Here is a 14,989-nt window from a genome sequence, read left to right as displayed (position 1 = left end):
ACCGGCGCGCGGCCCGGGGCGCGGCCCCCCTGTCCGGCGCGCGCCGCCGCGCTATCCTCAGCGCCATGACCGAACCGGACCCGATCTGCCCCCTCTGCCTCCGGCCCATCCCGGCCCATGCGAAGCAGAGCCTTCACCACCTCGTCCCCAAGCTGAAGGGCGGGGCGAAGGGGCCGACGGTGCGCCTGCACCAGATCTGCCATAACGAGATCCACGCGACCCTGACCGAGGCCGAGCTGGCGCGCGATTTCCACACCGTCGAGGCGCTGCGGGCCCATCCGCGGCTGGCCAAGTTCTTCGCCTGGGTGGCCAGGCGCGACCCCGCCTTCCACGCCCGCTCCGCCGGCGGGCGGCGCAAGCGGCGGTAAGGAGGGGGGCCATGCCGAAGATGCGCCGCAAGGGCGACCTGCCGACGAAACCATGCGCCCGGTGCGGGCGCCCCTTCGCCTGGCGCAGGAAGTGGGAGAAGGTCTGGGACGAGGTCCGCTACTGCTCGGATCGCTGCCGGGCGGAGGCGAAGCGCAAGCCGGGCGCCTCGGACGCCCGCTGAAACGCAAAACGCCCGCCGCCGGTCCCCCGGCGGCGGGCGCATCGCATCAGGACACGCGCCGTCAGCTGTAGCTCACCGCGCCTTCGCGCATCTCGAGATGCGGGGTCTCGTTGAAGCTGGCCACCGAGACGCCCGAGCGCCCGGCGATCAGCCGCGAATAGCCCGCGTTGCGCACCTGCATGTGCACCCGGATCCAGGTCGGCGGCGGCGCGTCCAGCACCTGGCGGATCACCTCGCCGATCACCCCGCCCGAGGTGCTGACGAAGACCGGCCCCTCGGCCCCGGTCTGCTGCGCGGCGACGCGGATGGCGTCGGCCACCCGGTCGCGGAACGCGGTCCAGGGCTCGGCGCCCTCCGCCTCGCCCGCCTGCCAGGCGCCGAGGATCTTGATCAGCTCGCGGAAATGCCCCTTGCGGTCACCGTGATCCGAGCGCGGATGCAGCCCGCCCCAGTTGGCCACCAGCGCGTCGCTGTCATACTCGTTCAGCCCCTCGTGGATCTCGGGCTCGGGCCAGTCGGCCTTGTCGATGCCGAGGCCCAGCCGGATCTGCTCGGCCGTGTCCGCCTGGCGCTTGAGCGAGCCGTGGATCACCCTTCCCGGGCGGATGCCGCGGGCCTTGAAATGCTCGCCCAGCCAGCGCGCCTGGCGCTCCCCGAGCGCCGAGAGCACGTCGTAATCCTCGGCCCCGAAACTCGCCTGTCCATGGCGGATGACGTAGATCTCGGTCATGCGCGCGCGCCCTCCGCCAGGATCCACTTGGACAGCCACTCGGCGCTCAGCGCCGGCTTCTCCTGCCCCTCGATCTCCACCTCCACGAGGTGTGTGATGGCGAGGCGGCCGGGCTTGTCCTCGGCGATCGAGACCCGGGTGAAGCGCCCGCGCACCCGCGCGCCCGAGGGCACGGGGGCGAGGAAGCGGATCTTGTCGAAGCCGTAGTTGATCTTCGACGCGATCCCCTCGACCGGGCGGATCACCGCCTGGCCGAGCCGCGAGAGCAGCGAGAGGGTCAGGAACCCGTGCGCCACCGCGCCGCCGAAGGGGCCTTCGGCCTCGGCGCGCGCGGGGTCGACATGGATGAACTGCAGATCGCCGGTCAGCTGGGCGAAGGCGTCGATCATGTCCTGGCTGACCTCCACCCAGTCCGACACGCCCGTCGCCCCGGCGCTGGCCATGAACTCCTCCAGCGGCATCGCCGGGCCGGGATCGAGCGGGGCGCCGGGGCTGGGCAGCCCGTCAAACGTCTTCATTCACGCGGTCTCCGGCTTCACGCGCACCAGCTGTTTGCCGAAATTGCCGCCCTTGAGCATTTTCATGAAGGCGTCGGGCGCGTTCTCGAGGCCCTCGGCGATGGATTCGCGGTACTTGATGCGGCCATCGGCGATCATCGGGGCGACTTCCGAGACGAATTCGGGGAACTCGTCCCAGTGGTCGAAGATGATGAAGCCCTGCGCATGCAGGCGGTTGACCAGCAGCGAGCGCCACAGGCGCGGGACGTCCAGCGCCCCCGGCTCGGCGCCCGAGTAGTAGGAGATCATCCCGCAGATCGGGATGCGCCCCCAGACATTCATCAGCGGCAGCACGGCTTCCATGGTCTTGCCGCCGACATTCTCGAAATAGATGTCGATGCCGTTCGGGCAGGCGGCGGCGAGCTGTTCGCGGATCGCCTTCGCGTCGCCCGAGCGGTGGTCGATGCAGGCGTCGAAGCCGAGTTCTTCCACGGCGAAGGCGCATTTCTCGGCCCCGCCCGCGACGCCGACGGCGCGCAGGCCCGCGGCCTTGGCGAGCTGGCCGACGAGGGAGCCGACCGCGCCGGTGGCGGCGCCGACCACGAGGGTCTCGCCCGCTTTCGGCTGGCCGATCTTGTTGAACCCGTGCCAGGCGGTCAGGCCGGGCATCCCGAGCACGCCCACGGCGGTGGAGATCGGCGCGACGGTCGGGTCGACCTTGCGCACGTCCTTGCCCGGCGCCACGGCGTGGGAGCACCAGCCGAAGCGATGCTCGACGATGTCGCCGGGGGCGAGGCCGTCGAAATTCGATTCGAGCACGCGCGCGACGCAGCCCGCCTCCATCGTGTCGCCGATGCCGACCGAGGCGGCGTAGGACTTGGCGTCATCCATGCGCCCGCGCATGTAGGGGTCGAGCGAGAGCCAGAGCACTTCGACGAGGATCTCGCCCGCGCCCGGGGTGGGGATGGGACCGGTCTCGAGGCTGAAGTTCTCGGGCTTCGGGTCGCCCACGGGGCGGCTGGCGAGGGCGATGCGCTGCATCTGTCCGGTCATGTTCGGTCTCCCTGGTCGGCCCCCTCGCGTTCTGTCGCGCGGGGCGGGCCGTTGTGGTTTCGAAACGCGGTTTCGCGTGCCCGGGCAAGATGGACGCTGGCGCGCGGCGGGGCAAGCGGGAACGGTGGATGGGCGTCGGCAGGGGGCGGGCGCGCCCAGGGGGCGCAGGGCCCCCGTTCGCCCCCCCGCGCCGCGCAGGCAAGGCGGGGCGAGGGCGGCGGGCGCGGCGCCGGCGCGGCGGGAAGGCGTTGCGCGGGTGGGAAGCGGCGCGGGTGGCAAGCGATGGGCGCGCCACGCAAAGGCGGCGGTCGGGAGGCGACTTCCGAGACGACGACCGGCGCGCCCTTGCGACGCCGCGCCCGCGCCCGCGCCCGCGTCCCGGCCCGGCCCGGCCCGGCCCGGCGCGGAGAGGGAGACGCGGGCGGCGGTCGGGAGGCGGCAAGGACGGCGAAGCGGCGCGGGGGCCTGCGCCCCGGAGGATCGCCCCGGCGTCGGAAGGGCCGGGACCTCGTCCCGTCGCCGCGTGGACGGGATGGGCGGTTCAAAGCCCCGGACGGTCGTCGCCGCGTCGTCCGGCCCCGGACCTCGCCCGGGGGCCTCGCCCGGGAGCTCCAGGGACGGCATGGCCGGGCTGCGCGCGGCGGGGCGTCTCATCGTCCAGGCATGGCGGATCGCCCGGGCATAGCGCGCGATCCGGCGCGGGGACGCCGCCTGACCCCCGTGTCTGCGCCCCCTGCCCGGCCGCTCCGCTTCGCCCCCCCGCAGCCCCTGCCGCTCGACCTTCGCGCGGCGGGGCGCTAGAGCGGGGGGCATGCGCCCGCCCCTCGTTCCCCCGCCCGATCCGGGCCCCGTGCCGCCGGTGGACTACGCCCCGCCGCCGGGCCCCTTGCGCGTGATCCACCGCGACGCGCGCTGGCTGGTGGTGGACAAGCCCTCGGGGCTGCTCTCGGTCCCCGGCAAGGGCGCGGGCATGGAGGATTGCGTCGCGGCGCGCGCGCAGGCGCAGGTCCCCGGCGCGCGGATCGTGCACCGGCTCGACCTCGACACCTCGGGGGTGATGATCCTGGCGCTGGACGCCGACGCGCACCGGCATCTGGGCCTGCAGTTCGAGCGGCGGCACGCGCGCAAGAGCTACATCGCCCGGGTCACGGGGCGGATGGCGCGGGCGGAAGGACGGCTGGAGCTGCCGCTGCGCTGCGACTGGCCCAACCGGCCGCGGCAGATCCCCGACTGCATCCAGGGCAAGGCGGCGGTGACGGACTGGGCCGTACTGGGCGCGGAGGCGGACCGGCGCGGCGCCCCGGCGACCCGGGTGCGGCTGTTCCCGCTGACCGGGCGCAGTCACCAGCTGCGGGTGCACATGCTGTGGCTCGGCCACCCGATCCTGGGCGATCCGCTCTATGGCGGGGAAGACAGCCGGGGCGGCGCGGACCGTCTGCAACTCCATGCCGAGACGCTGACCCTGCGCTCCCACCTGGACGGCGCGCCGGTGACCTTCCGGTCAGACCCGCCGTTCTGATCCCTGGCCCGGGGACGGCGCACCCGCGCGCCCCTCGGCCCGAATGCGTCAGGCCGGATGCTTCGGGCCGGATGCTTCAGGCCGGATGCTTCGGGCCGGAGACGCTTCGAACCGGCGCCCCCGTCGCACGCCCCGGGCGGCCGCGCCAATGCCGCGGCAGGCTTTCCCGGCCGCGCCCGATGCGCCCCGCGCCCCCGTCGCGCGCCGCTCAGCCCGCGCGGCGCAGGGGGCGGGCCGGAGCGGCGGCCTCCGCCTCCTCGGGGCGGTAGCCGATGCGCAGGCCGCCCCAGTGGCGGCCGCGCACCATGATCGGCGCGCTCACGTCCTTCATCGTCACGTATTTGCCGCCGCCCATGTCGCGCCGATAGGCCTGCATCAGCGCCCGCCCGCTGGACCGCCCGGCGGCGAGCCCGACCCGGTCGGTGAAGAACCGCCGGTTCCGCGCGTTGGCCATGTCCCAGGCCGGGTCGCCCTTGGGCGGCTTCGAGAACTTGCGGTTATGCGTCGGAAGGTACCCGTCCCGGTTCACCGCGGCCGAGAACACGACGCCCTCGTGGATGTCGAGCGCGCTTTCCAGGATGTCGGGGAGAAGCTCGTCCGTCAGCCTGGTGAAAGGGGCCATGTATTGCGGCGGAGAGGAGCCCTGGAGCTCCTCGTACTCGGTGGAGAACAGCGCCTCCATGGTGATCCTGCCCGCCGACAGCGCGGCCTCGAAGCGGCGCGAGATCTCGGCCGCGCGCTCGATCGCCTCCTCCTCCATCCGCCCGTCGGTCATGCGGAAGCGGGCGAGCTGCGCGGTCAGCGCGCCCGCGACGTCGTCGAGGCGGCGCGCCGTCTCCTCGCCCGCGCGGCTCAGCCCCTCGCCCGCGCGGGAGATCTTGGCGAGCGCGTCCATCTCCCGCGAGCCGGCCTCGAGCGCGCTGCGCTGGCTGCCGCAGGCCTCCTCGATCGCGCCCGCGGCGCGCTCGGCCTGCTCCACCCGCTCGGCGATGCGGGCGAGCAGGTCCGAGCAGTCGCCGACATGGCGCGCGCAATCCTCGACCGTGACCGAGGAGCTTTTCACGATCTCGCGGATGTCGGCGGCGGCGGCGGCGGTGCGCCCGGCCAGGGCCTGCACCTCGGCCGAGACCACCGCGAATCCCTTGCCCGCATCCCCGGCCCGCGCCGCCTCGACGCTGGCGTTGACGGCGAGCAGGTTGGTCTGCTGGGCGATGGAGTTGATGACGTCGAGGATCTTGGCGATCTCCCGGCTGTCGGTCTGCATGCGCGAGATGGCGTCCTGGGCGGCGCCCGACACCTCGCGCCCCGAGCGGGCCACGCGCCGGGTCTCGGCGCTGTGGTCGCGCATCTCGTGGACCGCGTCGCCGACCTTGCGCACCTCCTCGCCCAGCGCGGCGTTGGCGTCGCGCGCGGCGGCGACGGCGGCCGCCTGCTCGCCGGTGTTGCGCATCATCTCGCCGGCCGCGTCGCGCATCTCGTGGCTGCGCGCGGCGATGCTCTCGGCCGAATCCATGGCCGATTCCACGATCGCGCGCAGGCCGGTCAGGATCTCGTTCACCGCGTCGCGCAGAAGGGCGAGGTTGCCCTTGTATGCGCCGTTGGCGGCGGTGGAGAGGTCGCCCTCGGCCAGCAGCCCGGCGAGGGCGAGCACCTCGTCCACCGCGGTCTGGAGGGCGGAGATGCCGCGATTCGCCCGCTCGGCATGGCGGGGGGCTTCGTCCGGGGAGAGGCGTGCGGTGAAATCGCCCTGCTCGAGCCCCTCGAGCCGCCGCGCCAGCGCCTCGGCCTCGGCCAGCGCGGCCGAAAGGGCCTGTTCGGCGGCGCGGTCGGGGGGCGGCGGCGCGGCGGCCGCGACGGCGGCGGCGGGCGGCCCGGCGGCGGCGGGCGGGGCGCCCCCCTCCCCCGCGAAGCCGGGCGCGCCGCCGCGCAGCGCCGCGACGGCGGCGAGCGCCACGGGGGCGAGCGTGACCAGCCCGGCCCAGTGCCCGGCCCAGGGCGCGAGCCCCGCGGCGGAGAGAATCGCCGCGCCCGCCGCGAGCGCCAGTCCCGCCACGGGGACGATGCCGAGATTCGCCAATCCTGCCTCCTGACCCTTGACGGGACGCGGCCCGGGGCCGCCTGCATGCCTGCGCGGGCCCGGCCGCGCGCCGCGCCCGGATCCGCCGCGTCCGCGGGCGGAACCGGGCGTCGGGGCGCCCCGGCGCCGCGCGGCGCGGCCCTTGCAGCCGTTGGAGTGTCCTTGCGCAGCGTTTCACCGAGGTTAAGAAGGGCCGCCGCCGCGCGGGTCGTTCCGCCCCGGCGCCCCCGGCGCGGCCCCGGCCCGCGCGAAAGCGGCCCGCGAAGGGGCGGAAGCGCGCGGGGCCGGTTGACGCGCGGCGCGGGCCTGACTATAGACCCGACCTCAGATTCACCGCGCAGCCCCCGGCCGTGCGGCCCCACTCCATCCGCGCGACGCCGGGCGCGCGCCGCATTCTAGAAGGGCTTCGACCATGTCTCGTCGCTGCGAACTGTCGGGCAAGGGCGTGCTGACCGGGAACCGGGTCAGCCACTCCAACATCAAGACCCGCCGTCGGTACCTGCCGAACCTCCACGCCGTCACCCTGCAGTCGGAGACCCTCGGGCGCTCCTTCCGCTTCAAGGTGTCCAGCCACGCGCTGCGCTCCGTCGATCACCGCGGGGGCCTCGACGGCTTCCTCGCCAAGGCCCGCGACGGCGAACTGTCGGCCCGCGCGCTGAAGGTGAAGCGCGAGATCGAGAAGGTCTCGGCCGCCGCCTGATCCGCGCCGCCTTGCGCCCCGGAACGGCTCCGGGAGCGCGGCGGACGGCGCGCGGAGCTCTTCGCGCGAGATGACATGCGCCGGGTCCCCGACCCGGGCGCAGGCCAGCGGCCCCGCCCTTCGGCGGGGCCGTCGGCGTAGGGGCCGCCTGGCGCGGCCGGCCGGAACGACCTCCCCGCACGCCCTTCCCCGCGACGCCGCGCCCCTTGCGCCCGGCGCGCGGAAAGACGATCTCCCTGCCCATGCGCAGGCTTCCGACCTTCCTGGCCGAGGCGTTGCGCGGGCTGCTGCTCGCGCTGCTGACCTTCCACGCGGCCGCCGCCGCCCTGCCCGCCCCGGCCGCTGCGGGCGAGGGGGGGCTGCGCGTGGTCTCGTGCTTCGGCGCGGTGATCCCGGATGCGGAAGGCGGGGCGCAGGCGGGGCTCGACGTCCATGTCGCCTGCTTCCTGTGCTGCGCGCCGCGGATCGACGCGGCGGGGGCGGTTCCCCTCCCCTCCGTCCTGCCGGTTCCGCTGGCGCGCACGGGCCCTGCGCCCGCCCCGGCGCCGCGGCTGCGCGTCGCCGCCCTGCCGCCCGCCCGCGGGCCTCCCGCCCTCTCCTGACCCTTCGACAGCTTTTTCAATCGAATGGCGCGCGGACCGCTGAGATCGGCCGCGCCACGGGAGATGACCCAATGATCCGCACCCTTCTGTCCGCGGCCGCCCTGGCCGCCCTCACCGCCCTGCCCGCTTCCGCCGAGATGATGGCCCATGACGCCTATGCGCGCAGCGCCAACGGCAAGACCGGCGCCGCCTTCATGGAGATCATGAACAAGGGCGCCGCCGACGACGTGCTCGTCGCCGCCCGCGCCGATGTCTCGCGCAAGGTGGAGCTGCACACGCATATCTTCGAGGGCGGCGTCGCGAAGATGCGCGAGGTCGAGGGCGGCATTCCCGTCCCGGCGGGCGAGACGGTGAAGCTCAAGCGCGGCGGCCTGCACGTGATGTTCATGGGGCTGAAGGCGCCGATGAACTCGGGCGAGAGCTTTCCGCTGACCCTGGTGTTCCAGAGCGGCGAGGAGGTCCAGGTCGACGTGACGGTGGACAATGAGCGCAAGCCCGAACACGGGATGATGCACGGCAAGATGAAAATGTCCCAGTAAGGGGTTCTTGGCGCCGGAAGACGGGGGGCGGTCCGGAAACGGGCCGCCCCTTTTCGCTTTCCGGCTCAGGCGCCGAGGATCTCCTCCACCCAGTCGGGGATGATCTGCGACGCCTTGCCGTGGCGCGAGGCGTGGAACAGCCGCGCGCCCTCGGAAGGTTCCAGGTTCAGCTCCAGCGTCTCCGCCCCCGCCTGCGCCGCCTCGGCCACGAAGCCCGCGGCCGGGTAGACATTGCCGGAGGTGCCGATGGACACGAAGAGCGCGCACTGCGCGATGGCGGCATATATTTCCTCCATCCGGTAGGGCATCTCGCCGAACCAGACCACGTCGGGGCGCACGCAGTTCGACCGGCATTCGGGGCAGGCGTCCGAGAGGGCCATGTCCCCCTCCCACCCCCATTGATGGCCGCAGCCGGCGCAGAGGGCGCGGCGAAGCTCGCCATGCATGTGGATCAGTTCGGCGGGCGGGGAGCCGGCGCGCTCGTGCAGGTCGTCGACATTCTGGGTGACGATCAGGACGTCCCCGGGCCGTTTCTTCTGCAGGCGGGCGAGGGCGTGGTGGGCGGCGTTCGGCTGCGCCTCGACGCAGCCCTGGCGGCGGGCGTTGTAGAAGCCGAGGACGAATTCGGGGTCGACGGCGTAGGCCTCGGGGGTGGCCACCTTCTCGAGCGGGACCTTCGTCCAGAGGCCGCCCGCGTCGCGAAAGGTGCCGAGGCCGGATTCGGCCGAAATGCCGGCGCCGGTGAGGATGACGATCTCGGGGGTCATGGCGGGTCTCCTCGGCTGGGGTCGGGGGCGCAGGATGCACCGCGCGGGCGGCGCGCGGAAGGGGGGCGGCGAAGCGGCGCGCCAGAGGGGGTGGCGGCGGTGGCCTCGGACCGGGGCGGAGGAACGGCGCGGCGACGGGCGGGGGAGGTCCGCCCCGGGGCGGCGCGCCCCGGATAGGCGCGGCGCGCCTGCGGCGGGCGCGGCGGCGGCATCCGGGGAACGCGCCCCTTGCCTTCCGTCCCCCGCCCGTCGTTTGCTGCCCCTGTCCGCCCAGCCCAGTCCGCCCTGCCCTGTCCGCCCAGCCCAGTCCGCCCTGCCCCGACGCCTCCCGGAGCCTTGCCATGACCGCGCCCCGCCTGCTCTTCGTCTGTCTCGGCAATATCTGCCGCTCTCCCGCCGCCGAGGGGGTGATGCGCGCCCTCGCCGCCCGGCACGGGACGGCGCTGGAGCTCGACAGCGCGGGCACCGGCGCCTGGCATGTCGGGAACCCGCCCGACCCGCGGATGCGCGCCGCCGCCGCAGCCCGGGGCTACCCGATCGACGACCTGCGCGCCCGCCAGGCCGAGGCGGCGGATTTTCACCGCTTCGACATGATCCTGGCCATGGACCGCTCGAATTTCCGCGACCTGCGGGCCATCGCGCCGAGGGGGACCGAGGGGCGGCTCTCGCTGATGCTCTCCCACGGCGCCCATGGCGGGGGCGACGTGCCCGACCCGTATTACGGCGGCGAGGACGGCTTCGACCACGTGCTCGACCTGCTCGAGGATTCCTGCGCGGGGCTGCTGGAGAAGCTCGGCCGCTGAGGTCGCGGCGGCCGGGCCGCGCGCCGGGGGCCTCGCCGCGCCCGCCCTCAGCCCCGCCCCACGGCCCTTTGGAGCCGCGACCAGACCTCGGCGTCGATGCCGCTGCGCCAGGCCATGCCCGCCGCCGCCCGCACCCGCGCATTCCGGCGGCAGGCGTCCTCCAGCCGTCCGATCACCGCCGGACCATGGGCCGACAGAAGGTCTTCCAAAGGCCCGGCGGCGAGGTTCGCCAGCACGGCCTCCTCCCCGCCCTCCGCCGCGATCCGCAGGATGACGGACAGGGCCGCGTCGGGATCGTCCCGGCACATCCCATCAAGCCGCTCCCAGGCCGCGAACAGCCGATCCGCCTCGTCGCCCGATGCCCGCGCCGCACAATGCTCCGCCCAGTCGCGCGCCAGCGCCGCCGCCTCGTCCTCCGTCACCTGCGCCTCCTCTCCATCCGGGCCCCACCGTAGCCCCCCGCGCCCCGCGCCGCACGCGCCCCGGCCCGCCGCGCGCCGCGGGCGCCCCATCGGCCACGGGCGCGCGGCCCGTCGCGGCGCCCCCCTTGCGCCGCGGCGATCCGCCCCATATTGGAGCGGCATGACCCATCGCGCCCCCCTCCCCTTCGCCAAGTGGCACGGCCTCGGCAACGATTTCATCGTGCTCGACCCGCGCGCCCATGGCGTGCGCTGCACCCCCGCGCTGGCCCGCGCCGCCGGGGACCGGCATTTCGGCGTCGGCTTCGACCAGCTGGTCGAGATCCTGCCGGGAGAGGCGGGCGAAGACGGCGTGACCCCCGACGCCGCGCTGGTGTTCTGGAATTCCGACGGCTCCATCTCCGGCGCCTGCGGCAACGCCACCCGCTGCGTCGCCGCGAAGCTGCTGGAGGAGACGGGCAAGGACGCGCTGACCCTGCGCACCGCCTTCGGCCTGCTGCGCGCGCGCGTCGAGGACGGCCAGGTCGCGGTCAACATGGGCGCCCCCGCCTTCGACTGGCAGGACGTGCCGCTCTCCGAGCCCGCCGACACCGCATCCCTGCCCCTGCCGGGCGCGCCCGGCGCGGCCTCCATGGGCAATCCGCATTGCGTGTTCTGGGTCGAGGACGCCGAGGCGCTCGACCCCGCCGCCGAGGGCCCGCAGTGGGAGACGCACCCGCTGTTCCCGCAGAAGACCAATGTCGAGTTCATCGAAGTGAAGGCCCCCGACCGCATCCGCATGCGGGTGTGGGAGCGCGGGACGGGCGTGACCCTCGCCTGCGGCTCGGGCGCCTGCGCCGCCGTGGCCGCGGGCGCGCGCCGCGGCCTGCACGACCGGCGCGTGACGGTGGACCTGGACGGCGGATCCTTGCTGATCGACTGGCGCGAGGACGGGATCTGGATGGCCGGCCCGACGGCGCACGTGTTCGACGCGGTGTTCACCCCCGCGTTCCTCGAGAAGGCCGAGGCCGGGACGGCGCGGCCATGACCTCCGACATGCTCCCGGAAGACGAGGACGCGCCCGAAGCGGCGGCCCCCGGCGCCCCGGTGTTCGAAACCTTCGGCTGCCGCCTCAACGCCTATGAGACGGAGGCGATGAAGGGTCTCGCCGCCGAGGCGGGGATGAAGGACGCCGTCATCGTCAACACCTGCGCCGTGACCGCCGAGGCCGTCCGCCAGGCCCGCCAGCGCATCCGGCGCCTGCGCAAGGACAACCCGAACGCGCGCCTCGTCGTCACAGGCTGCGCCGCGCAGACCGAGCCCGAGACCTTCGCCGCGATGCCCGAGGTGGACCTGGTGCTGGGCAACCAGGAGAAGATGTCCGCCAGCGCCTGGCGCGCCGTCGCCGCGCCGAACTTCATCGGCGAGACCGAGAAGATCCGCGTCGACGACATCATGTCCGCCACGGAAACCGCGGGTCACCTGATCGACGGCTTCGGCACGCGCGCCCGCGCCTATGTGCAGGTCCAGAACGGCTGCGATCACCGCTGCACCTTCTGCATCATCCCCTTCGGCCGCGGCAATTCCCGCTCGGTCCCCGCAGGGGTCGCGGTCGAGCAGATCAAGCGCCTCGCCGGCCGCGGCTATAACGAGGTGGTGCTGACCGGGGTCGACATGACCTCCTGGGGCGCGGACCTGCCGGGGGGGCCGAAGCTCGGGGACCTCGTGCAGCGGATCCTGCGCATGGTCCCGGACCTGCCGCGGCTGCGCATCTCCTCCATCGATTCGGTCGAGGCGGACGAGGCGCTGCTCGACGCCGCCCGCTCGGATCCTCGCTTCATGCCCCACCTGCACCTGAGCCTGCAGGCCGGGGACGACATGATCCTCAAGCGCATGAAGCGGCGCCATTCGCGCGATGACGCCATCCGCTTCTGCCAGGAGCTGCGCGCCGCGCGCCCCGAGATGGTCTACGGCGCCGACATCATCGCCGGCTTCCCCACGGAAACCGAGGCGATGTTCGAGAACTCGCTGAAGCTGGTCAAAGATTGCGGCCTGACCTGGCTGCACGTCTTCCCCTTCTCGCCGCGCAAGGGCACCCCTGCCGCGCGGATGCCGCAGCTGCCCAAGGCCGTGGCGAAGGAGCGCGCCGCGCGGCTGCGCGCCGCGGGGGATGCCGCGCGGGACACGTACCTGGCCGCGCAGGTCGGAACCCGCCAGAAGGTGCTGATGGAGCGCCCGCGCATGGGCCGCACCGAAAGCTTCGCCGAGGTGATCTTCGACGCCGACCGCCCCGAGGGCGCCATCATCGAGGCCGACCTCGTGGGCGTCGCCGAGGGCCGCCTGGTCGGCGCCTGACGCCCCCCCGACGCCGGAGACCCGTGCATGAAGCCGCTCGCCCTGCTCGCCGCCCTCCTCCTCGCCGCACCCGCGGCGGCCGAAGACACCCCGCGCACGCCCGAGGACCGGCTGCAGGACGTCCTGTCGCGCTTCACCGACCATATCCGCGGGTTCGAGCTGAGCCTCGTCGGCTGCCAGCTGAACATGACCTACACCCAGCGCCTGACGGACGGCGAGAACAACCGCAACACCTGGCAGATCTGGCGGCAGGACCTCGCCGCCATCCGGCTGGCCGAGGGGACGGCGCAGAAGGGCGAGACCACCTGGCGCTTCATCGCCCCGCGCCGGGACGGGTCCGCCGCGCTCGCCGCCCAGGTCGCACGGGCGGCGCGCATCGCCTTCGGCCCCGATCACATCGTCTCCAGGATCGACTGGACGGAGGAGGCGCTGGCAGCCCCGGGGGTCTCGCTCGACTGGCGGCGGTTCTCGGGCGCGCCGTTCCATGCGCTCTCGGCCGGGGACATCGGGTTCGAATCCGAACCGGACCCGGAGGAGGACGCGCGGATCTTCGCCGCGCTGCGCGGGGCGGCGGCGCCCTTCTCGATCAAGCTGGAGGCGGAGACCAGGGCCGCCCCCGGCCCGGTGGTCGAGGCGCCCCACGTGATGTTCGGCGAATTCGCGCCGCCGCTGCGCTCGCCGATCCTGACGCTGGAGCAGGCCGAGGAGTTCGGCGCCGCCCTGCGCGACCATGCGGCGACGGACTGCCCCGAGGCGCTGCGCTGACGCTCCGCCGGGGAAGGCCGCCGCCGCTCCGCCGCATGGAGCGGCAGCGCCTTGCGCCCGCCCCGAACGCCCGCCCCGAACGCCCGCCCGGGCCTTGCCCCCGGGCGGGGATGGTGGGAAGCAGGACCGGGCGCGCGCGCCTGCGCGATCCCGCCGCGCGCCGTGCGCCGCCGCCGCGTCGGGGACCGGCGTTGAACGCCCTCCCCTTCCCATGACGCGGCGCAACCGCTAAGTCGGGTGCAATACGCCTGTTCCAAGCGCGAGGTCCGTCCATGTCCTTCTTCGGCAAGCTCAAGCAGCGGCTGACCCGCTCCTCCTCCAAGATCGGAGAGGGGCTGGACGCGCTTGTCGAGGACGGCGCCGAGGACAGCGCCGCGCCCGCCCCTGCGCCCGCCGCGACGCCGGACCCCACCGCCCCGGCGCCCGCCGCGCCGCGGACCGAGGCCCCGGCCGAGGCGGAGGCCGGGCAGACCCCGGCGCCGCAGCCGTCCTCGGTCCCACCCGAGGCGTCGCCCGCCGCGCCGACGCCCGCCGCGCCGACACCGGCCGCCGCGCCCGCGCCCGAACCCGCGCCCGAACCGGCGCAGAAGCCCGGCTTCCTGCGCCGCCTTCTCGGCGGCGGCGCCCCGGCGGGCGTCGACAAGGCCGCTCCCGGCGCCCCTGCCCGCGCCGACGCCCCGCGCCGCACCCTCGACGACGACATGCTCGAGCAGCTCGAAGAGCTGCTCATCGCCTCGGACATGGGCGTCGAGACCGCGATGAAGGTCTCGGCCAACATCGCCGAGGGCCGCTACGGGCGGAAGGTCTCCGCCCAGGACATGCGCGACCTGCTGGCCCGCGAGGTCGCCCGGATCATGGAGCCCGTCGCCCGCCCCCTGCCCCTGACCGGCCAGAAGCCGCAGGTGGTGCTGGTGGTCGGCGTCAACGGCTCCGGCAAGACCACCACCATCGGCAAGGTGGCGAGCCAGCTGAAGGCCGCCGGCAAGCACGTGGTCATCGCCGCCGGCGACACCTTCCGCGCCGCCGCCGTCGAGCAGCTCCAGGTCTGGGGCGAGCGCGCGGGCTGCCCGGTGCTGACCGCCCCCGAGGGGTCCGACCCCGCCAGCCTCGCCTTCGACGCCATGACCCGGGCCGAGCAGGAGGGCGCGGACCTTCTGCTGATCGACACCGCCGGGCGCCTGCAGAACCGCTCGGACCTGATGCAGGAGCTGGAGAAGATCGTCCGCGTGATCCGCAAGAAGGACCCGACCGCCCCGCACAACACGCTGCTGGTGCTGGACGCCACCACCGGCCAGAACGCGCTGAGCCAGGTGGAGATCTTCGGCAAGCTGGCCGACGTCTCGGGGCTGGTGATGACCAAGCTCGACGGCACCGCCAAGGGCGGCGTGCTGGTGGCGCTGGCGGACCGCTTCGGCCTGCCCATCCACGCCATCGGCGTGGGCGAGCAGATCGACGACCTCGCGCCCTTCGACCCGGATGAATTCGCGGCGGCGCTGACGGGGGCGGGCTGACGGGTCGGGCTGAGGTTGCGTTTCGGGGGGCCGGCCCCCCGATGCCCCCCATCTAGAGGGGGGGACCCCCCCCAACCCCCCCCCCCTTTTTGGGGGGGGAGAGGGCAACGCAAGGAGAGCGAA

The 14,989-nt window shown here is 74.3% G+C and carries 17 protein-coding genes; 11 read left to right on the top strand and 6 right to left on the bottom strand.

The window, feature by feature from the left end; genetic code table 11:
• Positions 1–65: 65 nt before the first annotated feature.
• Together ACQ5SO_RS18345 and ACQ5SO_RS18340 are read left to right on the top strand one after the other, a co-directional pair.
• Positions 66–368: an HNH endonuclease gene (locus ACQ5SO_RS18345; protein WP_430943092.1), complete on the top strand. Its 303-nt coding sequence runs from the start codon at positions 66–68 to the stop codon at positions 366–368.
• Positions 369–379: 11 nt separating this feature from the next.
• Positions 380–550, top strand: a complete 171-nt coding sequence (locus tag ACQ5SO_RS18340) for a DUF2256 domain-containing protein (RefSeq protein ID WP_430943091.1) — start codon at positions 380–382, stop codon at positions 548–550.
• 61 nt (positions 551–611) lie between these two features.
• Here ACQ5SO_RS18340 and ACQ5SO_RS18335 read toward each other — a convergent pair whose 3' ends face one another.
• From ACQ5SO_RS18335 to ACQ5SO_RS18325, 3 genes are read right to left on the bottom strand one after another with little or no spacing between them, the layout of a single operon-like run.
• Positions 612–1,280: a histidine phosphatase family protein gene (locus ACQ5SO_RS18335; protein ID WP_430943090.1), complete on the bottom strand. Its 669-nt coding sequence runs from the start codon at positions 1,278–1,280 to the stop codon at positions 612–614.
• Positions 1,277–1,798, bottom strand: coding sequence for a MaoC family dehydratase (locus ACQ5SO_RS18330; RefSeq protein WP_430943089.1), 522 nt, complete (start codon positions 1,796–1,798; stop codon positions 1,277–1,279). The genes ACQ5SO_RS18335 and ACQ5SO_RS18330 overlap by 4 nt, the downstream gene beginning before the upstream one ends.
• The gene (locus ACQ5SO_RS18325) at positions 1,799–2,830 is read right to left on the bottom strand and encodes an NADP-dependent oxidoreductase (protein WP_430943088.1); all 1,032 of its coding nucleotides are present in this window, start codon (positions 2,828–2,830) and stop codon (positions 1,799–1,801) included. It abuts the gene before it with no gap.
• 811 nt (positions 2,831–3,641) lie between these two features.
• Here ACQ5SO_RS18325 and ACQ5SO_RS18320 point away from each other — a divergent pair.
• Complete coding sequence (locus tag ACQ5SO_RS18320) at positions 3,642–4,349, top strand: pseudouridine synthase (RefSeq protein WP_430943087.1); 708 nt, start codon at positions 3,642–3,644, stop codon at positions 4,347–4,349.
• 208 nt (positions 4,350–4,557) lie between these two features.
• Here ACQ5SO_RS18320 and ACQ5SO_RS18315 read toward each other — a convergent pair whose 3' ends face one another.
• The gene (locus ACQ5SO_RS18315; protein ID WP_430943086.1) at positions 4,558–6,426 is read right to left on the bottom strand and encodes a methyl-accepting chemotaxis protein; all 1,869 of its coding nucleotides are present in this window, start codon (positions 6,424–6,426) and stop codon (positions 4,558–4,560) included.
• A gap of 412 nt (positions 6,427–6,838) precedes the next feature.
• Between ACQ5SO_RS18315 and rpmB the strand changes: the two genes are divergently transcribed.
• From rpmB to ACQ5SO_RS18300, 3 genes are all read left to right on the top strand, one after another.
• Positions 6,839–7,126: a 50S ribosomal protein L28 gene (gene rpmB, locus ACQ5SO_RS18310; RefSeq protein ID WP_430943085.1), complete on the top strand. Its 288-nt coding sequence runs from the start codon at positions 6,839–6,841 to the stop codon at positions 7,124–7,126.
• Positions 7,127–7,368: 242 nt separating this feature from the next.
• On the top strand, positions 7,369–7,728 hold the full coding sequence (locus ACQ5SO_RS18305; RefSeq protein ID WP_430943084.1) for a hypothetical protein: 360 nt from the start codon (positions 7,369–7,371) through the stop codon (positions 7,726–7,728).
• A 71-nt stretch (positions 7,729–7,799) separates the two neighbouring features.
• Positions 7,800–8,267, top strand: coding sequence for a copper chaperone PCu(A)C (locus ACQ5SO_RS18300; protein WP_430943083.1), 468 nt, complete (start codon positions 7,800–7,802; stop codon positions 8,265–8,267).
• Positions 8,268–8,332: 65 nt separating this feature from the next.
• Here ACQ5SO_RS18300 and ACQ5SO_RS18295 read toward each other — a convergent pair whose 3' ends face one another.
• A complete protein-coding gene (locus tag ACQ5SO_RS18295; RefSeq protein WP_430943082.1) occupies positions 8,333–9,034 on the bottom strand; it encodes an NAD-dependent deacylase in 702 nt (233 codons plus the stop codon).
• A gap of 341 nt (positions 9,035–9,375) precedes the next feature.
• On the opposite strand from ACQ5SO_RS18295, the gene ACQ5SO_RS18290 reads away from it, so the two are divergent.
• Positions 9,376–9,837, top strand: coding sequence for a low molecular weight protein-tyrosine-phosphatase (locus tag ACQ5SO_RS18290; RefSeq protein ID WP_430943081.1), 462 nt, complete (start codon positions 9,376–9,378; stop codon positions 9,835–9,837).
• Positions 9,838–9,884: 47 nt separating this feature from the next.
• Here ACQ5SO_RS18290 and ACQ5SO_RS18285 read toward each other — a convergent pair whose 3' ends face one another.
• Complete coding sequence (locus tag ACQ5SO_RS18285; protein WP_430943080.1) at positions 9,885–10,259, bottom strand: DUF6869 domain-containing protein; 375 nt, start codon at positions 10,257–10,259, stop codon at positions 9,885–9,887.
• A gap of 160 nt (positions 10,260–10,419) precedes the next feature.
• Between ACQ5SO_RS18285 and dapF the strand changes: the two genes are divergently transcribed.
• The 4 genes from dapF to ftsY all read left to right on the top strand — a co-directional run bounded on the left by dapF (position 10,420) and on the right by ftsY (position 14,866).
• A complete protein-coding gene (gene dapF, locus ACQ5SO_RS18280; RefSeq protein ID WP_430943079.1) occupies positions 10,420–11,283 on the top strand; it encodes a diaminopimelate epimerase in 864 nt (287 codons plus the stop codon).
• On the top strand, positions 11,280–12,590 hold the full coding sequence (mtaB, locus tag ACQ5SO_RS18275; protein WP_430943078.1) for a tRNA (N(6)-L-threonylcarbamoyladenosine(37)-C(2))-methylthiotransferase MtaB: 1,311 nt from the start codon (positions 11,280–11,282) through the stop codon (positions 12,588–12,590). Before dapF ends, mtaB begins: the two co-directional genes overlap by 4 nt.
• 27 nt (positions 12,591–12,617) lie before the next feature.
• Positions 12,618–13,355 carry a hypothetical protein gene (locus ACQ5SO_RS18270; RefSeq protein WP_430943077.1) on the top strand — a complete coding sequence of 246 codons (738 nt, stop codon included), beginning with the start codon at positions 12,618–12,620 and terminating at the stop codon, positions 13,353–13,355.
• A 272-nt stretch (positions 13,356–13,627) separates the two neighbouring features.
• On the top strand, positions 13,628–14,866 hold the full coding sequence (gene ftsY / locus ACQ5SO_RS18265) for a signal recognition particle-docking protein FtsY (protein ID WP_430943076.1): 1,239 nt from the start codon (positions 13,628–13,630) through the stop codon (positions 14,864–14,866).
• Positions 14,867–14,989 lie beyond the last annotated feature (123 nt).

This window comes from Rhodovulum sp. DZ06 (assembly GCF_050586345.1).
GTDB lineage: Bacteria > Pseudomonadota > Alphaproteobacteria > Rhodobacterales > Rhodobacteraceae > JBOCEF01.
Note: the sequence above shows the minus strand (reverse complement) of the source record. Positions and strands in the feature narration are given on the sequence as shown.

What these genes read in the sequence shown, in the direction of transcription:
- ACQ5SO_RS18325 (WP_430943088.1), bottom strand. Translation starts at nt 2,830, where the DNA reads ATGACCGGACAGATGCAGCGCATCGCCCTCGCCAGCCGCCCCGTGGGC.
- ftsY (WP_430943076.1), top strand. Translation starts at nt 13,628, where the DNA reads ATGTCCTTCTTCGGCAAGCTCAAGCAGCGGCTGACCCGCTCCTCCTCC.
- ACQ5SO_RS18270 (WP_430943077.1), top strand. Translation starts at nt 12,618, where the DNA reads ATGAAGCCGCTCGCCCTGCTCGCCGCCCTCCTCCTCGCCGCACCCGCG.
- mtaB (WP_430943078.1), top strand. Translation starts at nt 11,280, where the DNA reads ATGACCTCCGACATGCTCCCGGAAGACGAGGACGCGCCCGAAGCGGCG.
- dapF (WP_430943079.1), top strand. Translation starts at nt 10,420, where the DNA reads ATGACCCATCGCGCCCCCCTCCCCTTCGCCAAGTGGCACGGCCTCGGC.
- ACQ5SO_RS18330 (WP_430943089.1), bottom strand. Translation starts at nt 1,798, where the DNA reads ATGAAGACGTTTGACGGGCTGCCCAGCCCCGGCGCCCCGCTCGATCCC.
- ACQ5SO_RS18340 (WP_430943091.1), top strand. Translation starts at nt 380, where the DNA reads ATGCCGAAGATGCGCCGCAAGGGCGACCTGCCGACGAAACCATGCGCC.
- ACQ5SO_RS18295 (WP_430943082.1), bottom strand. Translation starts at nt 9,034, where the DNA reads ATGACCCCCGAGATCGTCATCCTCACCGGCGCCGGCATTTCGGCCGAA.
- rpmB (WP_430943085.1), top strand. Translation starts at nt 6,839, where the DNA reads ATGTCTCGTCGCTGCGAACTGTCGGGCAAGGGCGTGCTGACCGGGAAC.
- ACQ5SO_RS18290 (WP_430943081.1), top strand. Translation starts at nt 9,376, where the DNA reads ATGACCGCGCCCCGCCTGCTCTTCGTCTGTCTCGGCAATATCTGCCGC.
- ACQ5SO_RS18320 (WP_430943087.1), top strand. Translation starts at nt 3,642, where the DNA reads ATGCGCCCGCCCCTCGTTCCCCCGCCCGATCCGGGCCCCGTGCCGCCG.
- ACQ5SO_RS18300 (WP_430943083.1), top strand. Translation starts at nt 7,800, where the DNA reads ATGATCCGCACCCTTCTGTCCGCGGCCGCCCTGGCCGCCCTCACCGCC.
- ACQ5SO_RS18335 (WP_430943090.1), bottom strand. Translation starts at nt 1,280, where the DNA reads ATGACCGAGATCTACGTCATCCGCCATGGACAGGCGAGTTTCGGGGCC.
- ACQ5SO_RS18305 (WP_430943084.1), top strand. Translation starts at nt 7,369, where the DNA reads ATGCGCAGGCTTCCGACCTTCCTGGCCGAGGCGTTGCGCGGGCTGCTG.
- ACQ5SO_RS18345 (WP_430943092.1), top strand. Translation starts at nt 66, where the DNA reads ATGACCGAACCGGACCCGATCTGCCCCCTCTGCCTCCGGCCCATCCCG.